Source organism: Mesorhizobium sp. M4A.F.Ca.ET.020.02.1.1, from assembly GCF_004022645.1.
Lineage (GTDB): Bacteria > Pseudomonadota > Alphaproteobacteria > Rhizobiales > Rhizobiaceae > Mesorhizobium.
The window spans coordinates 1-8,197 of sequence record NZ_RZOI01000218.1 but is presented as its reverse complement, the minus strand read 5'-3'; the positions used below and the strand labels follow the sequence as shown (position 1 = coordinate 8,197).

Genomic DNA, 8,197 nt, shown 5'->3' with positions numbered 1-8,197 from the left:
CTCGGTGTGGCCGTTGGGGAGAGATTAGACGCTCGGAAAATCGCTGTACACCGCCGACGGCGGAGCCGTTTCCGCTTGAAAGTCTGTCAACGCAGCAGGGCCAGCCCCCTGACGGCAGAAGAAGGGGCCACCGAGAAGCCCCTTCTTCCGGTTGCCTGAGGCGGTTCACCTCCTCTCAGAGCTGGCAGTAATGACGATAGCCGTCGTAGCCGGCATAGGTGTCGGAGTATGGGTCGTAGCTGGCGTAGCGGGCGAGGCAGCGGCGGACGTGCGAGGAACCGCCGCCATATTCGTCGACATAGACAGGCTGCGGCTGCTGCTGCTGAGCGAGCAGGCTGCCGAGTACGAACCCGCCGACGCCGGCGGCAATGCCGATGCCGATCTCGCGGTGGTGGTGATGGCCATGGGCGGCCGAGGGCTGAACGGTGCCGGCCAGCGTGGCGGCGGCGACGGAGGTGGCGATGAGGCCGGAAACAATGGTGCGCTTGAACATGATGATCTCCTGTTGCGTGGGAGAGGCGATCCATCCGCCTCTTGATCATCAGTCGTCGCGCCCGCGAAAAAGGTTCGAAACTTTTTTGAGTAAGTGGGAAATAGTCAGTAGGAAGTAGTGTCGCCTACGCGGCCACCTGCCATTCCCTACTCACTATTCCCTACTGCCTACTCACTGGTTCATCCCATGCCGGTGATATGGCGCAGCCAGAAGGCGAGCGCGATGAAGCCGATGATGGTGGTGACGCCGGTCCAGTCGATGCTGGCTTTCTTCAAATCGCTGACGAGCTTGACCACGAGAAGCCAGGCCACCACGACAAGCGGGAAGATGATGACGAGCCGGATCATGCGAAAACCCTCAACCAGGTAATTGCATCTCGCCCTGATATAGGAAGCCGCCCTGCCGTTTTCAGGATGGCGCGGGGCCGCCCTCGCCGGGTCAATCAGCTGTCGCGAACGGAGTTTTGTCTTTACTGGCGCATGGAATATGCTACCGGAGCGCCATGCCCTTGTAGCTCAGCTGGTAGAGCAGCGGTTTTGTAAACCGAAGGTCGGCGGTTCGATCCCGTCCGGGGGCACCACCCTTCGCTCTTCGAGCTTCGGGTAGCAGGCCACCCGAAGATCGTTAGACGAAGGGGTGTCCTCCGAAGCCTTGGCGAAGGAGGACAGTCGACAGTTCGCTGCAAACAAGCCGAAATGGCGCACAACCGCCAGGCCGGCTGCCATCTGCGGCAGAGCCGGTAGATATTAGCGCTCAAGATCGAAATGCCGCGGAAACGCCTGATGCAGCAGCATCAGCATCGTCTTGCGCAGGACATTGGTGTTACGGCCGGAAGGGTTCAGGTGATCCCAGTACCAGGCGCCGTGAACCAGATAATTCAGGCTCTCTGATAAGGTGTCTATGTCGACGCCGGAATAGCCGCCACTGCGCGAGATCTCGATCAGCAGCTCGCGCGCTTCGGCCGTGTAGGCGAGGTCGCTCGGCAACCCGATCTCGTTGTAGATCTGCATGCTCTTGCGGTCGCTGGAGAACACGACGAAGACCGAAACCCACTTTGGATGCTGCCGCGCGAATCCTCGCGCGCATTCGACCGCGCCCAGCAGCCTTTCAACCGGCGACAGCCCGGGCGCCCGCACCAAGGTGGCCCACAGCTCATCATATCGATCGCTGAGATACTGCAGCACGGCCCGAAACAGGTTCTCCTTGCTGCGAAAATGGAACACGACCAGCGCGTTCGACGAGCCGACCTGCTCGGCGATGCGCTGCATGGTGACGCTCGCCAGCCCTTCATCGGCGATGAGGTCGATGGTGGCGTCGATGATACGCTGCACGCTCGCCTCGCCGCGCTCGCGCCGACGATCCTTGGGCGGCGCGGCATCATTCGCCGACCCCCTGCCATCAGCCATGGCGGCCCGTCTTGCGGCTGTTGCAGTTGCCCTGCGCTGCGCCATTTTCATCGGCCTTTTCTAGCCCGCGGCGGAACCTCCGGTCCCACAGCCATTCTGTAATATCGGGCGTCCGCCCGCCATAACCGACGCCAGAGAACGGTCGCGCCCCCGGGATTGCTCAAAGCGACGGGCGTGTCCCGGCGCTGTCATACCATTGGCCCTGAGCCGTCTCATAAGCCATCGCGGCGCGAAATACATCGGCATCGCAATAGGTGCGGCCGACAATCTGGATGCCTGTCGGCACGCCACTCGCCGCCTTGCCCGACGGCATGGAAAGCACCGGGCAACGGCTCATCATGTTGAACGGTGTCGTCATCACCCAGCCCAGCGACGCGTTCACCTGCCTGCCGTTGATCTCGACAGTGTCCGTGGTCTGATCGAACTCGGCAGGCACCGCGGGGATAGCGTTCGTCGGGCAGATCAGCACATCGTACTTTTCAAGCAACGGACCCAATGTCTGATACATCCGGGCCGCCACCTCCAGGGTTCCGACAAAGTCCGTGGCCTTCGACTTCTGCCCCTCCTCGGCAAACCGACGCGCATAGCTGGTCATGTCGTCGCCATGCTCCTCGAGCAGTTGCGACAGCGAGGCGCCGAAGAGATGCTCGAGATAGGCCATGCCGGCCTTGAGCACCTCGTCGCCCCAGCCCAGATCGACTTCCTCGACCGTGGCGCCGAGCGAGCGGAAGACATCGCATGCGGCAAGCGTGTTCCTGCGCACATCGGCGTCCACTTCGAAGGAGCCGAGATCCATCGAGAAAGCAATCTTCCAGCCCTTGATGGGCTTGTAATCGAGCGGCAGGCGCAGCTTCGGGCGCAGTGTGGCGATGTCCAGCGGGCTCGGTCCCGCCATGACGTTCTGCAGCAGGATCGCATCCCCAACGTTTCGCGCCAGCGGTCCGGTGTGGCAATAGAAGTCCAGATTGAACGGCGGCTCGTCGGGATTGCGACCGTAGGGCGGCTTGAAACCGACAAGGCCGCAGGCCGATGCGGGGATGCGGATCGACCCGGCGATGTCCGAACCGGTCGCTATCGCGGATGTGCCCGAAGCCAGCGTCGCTGCGGCACCCCCGGACGAACCGCCGGGCGTGAAGTCCGGATTCCACGGATTGCGGGTGACGCCCCACCGCCTCGACCAGGTGTAGCCGGCGCAGCTGAATTCGGGCGTCGCCGTGCGCGCATGGACGATGCCGCCCGCCTTGATGATGCGCTCGTTCATCGTCGAAGTATGGCCGCATACGGCATCCCTGGTCAGCAGCGAGCCATGCGAAGTCGGCTTGCCCTTGATATAGCTCTCATCCTTGATGCCGATCGGCAGTCCTTCGAGAGCTCCGGTCCGGGCGCCCCTGGCGTATTTCGCCTCTGCTTTCCTGGCCAGCTTCATCGCCTCGTCGAAATGCGTGAAGGTGAAGCAGTTGATCGTCTCCTTCGTCGCCTCGGCGCGGTCGATGACCGCCTGCATCAGCTCCACAGGCGAGAGCTGCTTTGCCTTGAACCGCCGCAGCGCTTCGCTCGCCGGCATGTAGCAGAGATCGAGATTGGTCATGGGCAGTCTCCTGCGGTCGGCGGACCGCACGCGGTCCGGCGACTGTGGCCGGAACGGTTTCGGCGCGGCTATTTCTGAAGGTCGGTCCAGATCTTCGTATAAAGCGCCTGCACGTCCGGCGGACAGGCCGGCATGAACTTGCCCTTGGCGGCGAATTCAGCCGGAACCTCGACCTCCGGCGCCCCCTTCATGTCGTCCGGCATGAAGGGCTCGGATCCCTTGATGCCGTTCGCGTAGTGCGCGAAGGCCGAGATCATCGCCGCGTTCTTCGGATCCATGATGAAGTTCTGGAACAGCTTGGCGTTCTCGACATTCTTTGCGTCCTTGAGAACCGCGACATTGTCCATCCAGATCGGATAGCCTTCCTTCGGATAGCCATAGACGATCTTGTCGTTCTCCAGCCGCTCGCGCAGCGATATGCCGTTCCAGTTCACGCCGGCCGCGATGTCGCCCCTGCCGAGGCCATCGACGGCCGCATAATCGAAGGAAAGCCATTTCGCCTTGGCCTCGACCAGCTTGTCACGCACCTTTTTCAGCACCTGCTTGTCGTCGGTGCAGTATTCGCCGCCGAAATAGGAGATGGTGAGGAAAAGGATGTCGCCCATCTCCGGCACGACATTGATCTTGCCGACGAGCTCGGCGGGCGGGTCGAGGAAAATTGCCGACGTGTTCGGGTCGCCGGAATACACCGACTTGTTTACAGACACACCGGTCGTGCCCCACTGCCATGGAACGGTGTATTTGCGGCCTGGATCGAACGGAACGTCGACCCATTTTGGATCGACGTTCTTGAAGTTCTCCATCTTGTTGGGGTCGGTCTCCAGCAGCAGCCCTTCGCTTATCCAGATCGGCATGACACTGGCCGATGGCACGACGATATCGTAGCCCGAAGCGCCTTGGCGCACCTTGGCCAGCGCTGTGTCGTTCGAGTCGTAATCGGTGACAGTCACCTTGACCTTGTAGGTCTCCTCGAACTTCTTGATGAGGTCGGGGTTAGTGTAGTTGCCCCAATTGTAGATGTTGAGCTCGCCGTCGGCGCGGGCCATGCCCGTCGCGGCCATCAGCGACAGCCCGGCGGCCGTCGCGGTCGATTTCCAGTTCATGCTGCTTCTCCCATTGTTGGGACCGGCCACAAATGCGGCCTCGGTCCAATGAAGATAGTTCCCGTTCCGTGGCCATTCACCGGCGGACGCCAGCTGGCCAACTCAATGCAAGGAATAACTATGACTAAACATACAGTCAACATCTTTTAGGCGACATTACCCAGTTGGCCCGTTGAAGGCACAATCGCTGATTGGGGCGGCAAGCACCCTGCCAGAGGCCTCTTTCGGCCATCGGCAACCGGAATTGACGCGCCGATGCGCCGGCGAACGTGTCATGTATCGTCAAACGCGAGGCCATAGACGGATTGGGCAAGCTTCGGCGTGAACAGCCGCGGCTTACAGGGTCGGGGGTTATTCGCCTTTTTCTGACGGCAGTGCTGTTGATGACCATGGCGCTCTTCCTCGCCGCGCGCGGCGAGGAGCGTATCGCCTTGGTCGTCGCCGGTCCGACCTATGACGGTTCGCCGGCCTAAGCCAATGCCAATGGCAGCGCCGAGCGGATCGCGGCGAGCTTGCGGGAGGTCGGCTTCACAGTCCGGCTACCGAGTGACTGCGAGTATCGAACCGGGATGCAGTCCATCAGGCCCAGCCTACAGGAGTTGATGACAACGGAGGCGAATTCCGCACCACAGGGCTTGGGCATATGCGCGCCAAAACTGTCAACCTGATTATTCTCGCCGGCATGTTCGGTGTGCTTGCGGTGGTCGTAGATTGCGCGGTGGCTTGGCGCAGCGGTCTTACAGCGACCTTTGCGGACAGGGCGTCCCAGCTGCGTCGCCGCAGCGCGAAGCAGTCGGCTCGGGTCGGAAGCTCATATCCTCCGAGCGGCGCACCAACTCGGCGAAAACGAGGGCAAAACTTCCCAGCATCAGGAAGACGATGATTAGGCGTGTCACCGGCAATAGACAGGTCTCGACTGGCTAGCCCCCACCAACCCATCCACTGCCGGCTAACATGACCGATCCGGCTTTACGAGAGCTTAAGCTCCGCCTTAACCATCACGTTCGCCTGTTGGCCGACACAATGCGCGAGCGGTCCTTTTGGCAGCCATTGGCGAACACCGCCGCGCCCTTTGCACATGCGGGCGGCCCATGCTACCCCGGCGCTGGCGCGGCTGCGAACCGGTCGCCGCCAGCCGGTCGTCATCGGAAAGCCATGAGCAAAGCCACCAGCCGTTTCGCCTTCGTCTCGTCCGACACCGCCGACGCCAGGGCGGCACTGGAAAGCCTGTCGTCGCATTATGGCCAGACATCGGTCGAAGAGGCCGAGATCGTCGTGGCCCTCGGCGGCGATGGCTTCCTGCTGCAGACGCTCCGCGACACGATGAGCACGGGCAAGAAGGTCTACGGCATGAACCGTGGCACCATCGGTTTCTTGATGAACGAATACCGGGCCGGCGGCCTCGAGGAACGTATCGCCGCCGCCGTCGCCGAAACCATACGTCCGCTGGAGATGCTGGCGGTGACGCGCGAGGGCGAAACGGTATCGGCGCTGGCGATCAACGAGGTGGCGCTGTGGCGGCAGTCCTACCAGACAGCCAAGATCCGCATCACGGTGGACGAGCAGGTGCGGCTGGAGGAACTGAACTGCGACGGCGTGATGATCGCGACGCCGGCCGGTTCGACGGCCTATAACCTCTCCGCGCACGGACCGATCCTGCCGCTCGACGCGCCTCTGCTTGCGCTGACACCGGTCAGTCCGTTCCGCCCGCGCCGCTGGCGCGGCGCATTGCTCGCCAACAAGGCGACGGTGCGCTTCGACATATTGGAGGCCGAAAAGCGGCCGGTGAACGCTGCCGCCGACCATACGGAAGTAAAGGCTGTGGCCTCTGTGACGGTGCGGGAGTCGCCGACGGCGACAGCCACGCTGCTGTTCGATCCCAACCATTCGTGGAACGAGCGTATCCTCGCCGAACAGTTCCGCTACTGAGCCGGCGCAAGGACAAGGCTTCGATTAAGCATCGCGATTAAGGTTACGTCTTCACAATCGCAGCAATTCGGGCCGTTTCTGTTGACAAATCGCGGCCTTGCGCCTAACTCCAACGCCGATCTTGCAGGCGCGCGGCGCTTGCCGCGACGGATGCCGTTGCGCTTCCCTAAACCAGCCAAAGACAGCCAACACTTGTCCTCAGACACCCAGACCGCTCAAGAAGCGTTGACATTCGCGGACCTCGGCCTGTCGCCGAAGGTCCTTTCCGCAGTCACCGATGCCGGCTACACCAAGCCGACGCCGATCCAGGCCGGCGCCATCCCGCACGCCTTGCTGGGCAAGGATGTGCTGGGCATTGCCCAAACCGGCACCGGCAAGACGGCATCGTTCGTGCTGCCGATGCTGACCCGTCTCGAAAAAGGCCGCGCCCGCGCCCGCATGCCGCGCACGCTTATCCTTGAGCCCACGCGCGAGCTTGCCGCGCAGGTCGAGGAGAACTTCGTCAAATACGGTAAGAACCACAAGCTCAACATCGCGCTCCTGATCGGCGGCGTCTCCTTCGACGAACAGGACAAGAAGCTGGAGCGCGGCGCCGACGTGCTCATCGCGACGCCCGGCCGCCTGCTAGACCATCGAGAGCGCGGCAAGCTGCTGCTCAACGGCGTCGAGATCCTCGTCATCGACGAAGCCGACCGTATGCTCGACATGGGCTTCATCCCCGACATCGAGCGCATCTGCGAGATGATCCCGTTCACACGCCAGACGCTGTTCTTCTCGGCGACGATGCCGCCAGAGATCACCAAGCTGACGGAAAAATTCCTGCATGCGCCGGTGCGCGTCGAGGTCTCGAAGGCCGCCTCCACCGCGACCAGCATCACTCAGCGGCTGGTGAAGTCCGGTTCGAAACCCTGGGACAAGCGCGAGACGTTGCGCAACCTGATCAAGGCCGAAGATGCCGAACTGAAGAACGCCATCATCTTCTGCAACCGCAAGGTCGAGGTCTCCGAGCTGTTCCGCTCGCTGCTGAAGTATGATTTCGATGCCGGCGCGCTCCATGGCGACATGGACCAGCGCGCACGCATGCAGATGCTGGCCAATTTCCGGGACGGCAAATTGCGCTACCTCGTCGCCTCGGACGTCGCGGCGCGCGGCCTGGACATCCCCGATGTCAGCCACGTCTTCAACTATGACGTGCCGATCCACGCCGAGGATTATGTCCACCGAATCGGCCGCACCGGCCGCGCTGGCCGCTCGGGCAAATCCTTCACCATCGCCACCAAGTCGGACAGCAAATATATAGACGCCATCGAGCGCCTGATCGGCACCAGGATCGAATGGCACGACGGCGACCTGTCGACGGTGGTCGCCAGTGAAGGCGAGGACGAGGCGCCCCGCCGCGGCCGCGGCGCACCGCGCCGCGCCGGCCGCGAGGACGAGGACCGCAAGGACAGGGGCGAGCGCAAATCACGCGAGCGCCAGGCCCGGCACAGCAAAGACACGGCGCCGGCTGCAGTATCCGGGGAGCAGCCGGTCGCAGTCGAAGCCACGGTGGCCGATATCGGCGAGCGGCGCGCTCGCAAGGAAGCAATCCGTTCCGAAAACAGCGAACGCAAGGGTGATCGCAACGAGCAGCGCAGCGAGTCGAAACGCGACCGCCCTGCCCGCCACCGCCAGGAAG

General features: G+C 62.6%; 7 protein-coding genes and 1 tRNA gene. 3 read left to right on the top strand and 5 right to left on the bottom strand.

Translation table 11 applies throughout. The features are described from left to right. Positions 1 to 175: 175 nt before the first annotated feature. Both EN742_RS15655 and EN742_RS15650 read right to left on the bottom strand, forming a co-directional pair. On the bottom strand, positions 176 to 493 hold the full coding sequence (locus EN742_RS15655) for a BA14K family protein (RefSeq protein WP_126054409.1): 318 nt from the start codon (positions 491 to 493) through the stop codon (positions 176 to 178). Positions 494 to 672: 179 nt separating this feature from the next. Further along, positions 673 to 840, bottom strand: a complete 168-nt coding sequence (locus EN742_RS15650) for a hypothetical protein (protein WP_126054408.1) — start codon at positions 838 to 840, stop codon at positions 673 to 675. Between the two features lie 157 nt (positions 841 to 997). Between EN742_RS15650 and EN742_RS15645 the strand changes: the two genes are divergently transcribed. Then, positions 998 to 1,073, top strand: a tRNA-Thr gene (locus EN742_RS15645). A 166-nt stretch (positions 1,074 to 1,239) separates the two neighbouring features. Here the strand turns inward: EN742_RS15645 and EN742_RS15640 are convergent. The 3 genes from EN742_RS15640 to EN742_RS15630 all read right to left on the bottom strand — a co-directional run bounded on the left by EN742_RS15640 (position 1,240) and on the right by EN742_RS15630 (position 4,590). After that, on the bottom strand, positions 1,240 to 1,899 hold the full coding sequence (locus EN742_RS15640) for a TetR/AcrR family transcriptional regulator (protein ID WP_245455460.1): 660 nt from the start codon (positions 1,897 to 1,899) through the stop codon (positions 1,240 to 1,242). Positions 1,900 to 2,059: 160 nt separating this feature from the next. Beyond that, positions 2,060 to 3,487: an amidase gene (locus EN742_RS15635; RefSeq protein ID WP_127407211.1), complete on the bottom strand. Its 1,428-nt coding sequence runs from the start codon at positions 3,485 to 3,487 to the stop codon at positions 2,060 to 2,062. Positions 3,488 to 3,555: 68 nt separating this feature from the next. Then, positions 3,556 to 4,590 carry an extracellular solute-binding protein gene (locus tag EN742_RS15630; RefSeq protein WP_126054389.1) on the bottom strand — a complete coding sequence of 345 codons (1,035 nt, stop codon included), beginning with the start codon at positions 4,588 to 4,590 and terminating at the stop codon, positions 3,556 to 3,558. Between the two features lie 1,155 nt (positions 4,591 to 5,745). Here EN742_RS15630 and EN742_RS15625 point away from each other — a divergent pair. Continuing rightward, positions 5,746 to 6,519 carry an NAD kinase gene (locus EN742_RS15625; RefSeq protein WP_126054388.1) on the top strand — a complete coding sequence of 258 codons (774 nt, stop codon included), beginning with the start codon at positions 5,746 to 5,748 and terminating at the stop codon, positions 6,517 to 6,519. Positions 6,520 to 6,711: 192 nt separating this feature from the next. After that, a partial coding sequence (locus EN742_RS15620; RefSeq protein WP_189375351.1) for a DEAD/DEAH box helicase occupies positions 6,712 to 8,197 on the top strand: 1,486 nt, incomplete at its 3' end.

What these genes read in the sequence shown, in the direction of transcription:
- EN742_RS15630 (WP_126054389.1), bottom strand. Translation starts at nt 4,590, where the DNA reads ATGAACTGGAAATCGACCGCGACGGCCGCCGGGCTGTCGCTGATGGCC.
- EN742_RS15635 (WP_127407211.1), bottom strand. Translation starts at nt 3,487, where the DNA reads ATGACCAATCTCGATCTCTGCTACATGCCGGCGAGCGAAGCGCTGCGG.
- EN742_RS15650 (WP_126054408.1), bottom strand. Translation starts at nt 840, where the DNA reads ATGATCCGGCTCGTCATCATCTTCCCGCTTGTCGTGGTGGCCTGGCTT.
- EN742_RS15625 (WP_126054388.1), top strand. Translation starts at nt 5,746, where the DNA reads ATGAGCAAAGCCACCAGCCGTTTCGCCTTCGTCTCGTCCGACACCGCC.
- EN742_RS15640 (WP_245455460.1), bottom strand. Translation starts at nt 1,899, where the DNA reads ATGGCTGATGGCAGGGGGTCGGCGAATGATGCCGCGCCGCCCAAGGAT.
- EN742_RS15655 (WP_126054409.1), bottom strand. Translation starts at nt 493, where the DNA reads ATGTTCAAGCGCACCATTGTTTCCGGCCTCATCGCCACCTCCGTCGCC.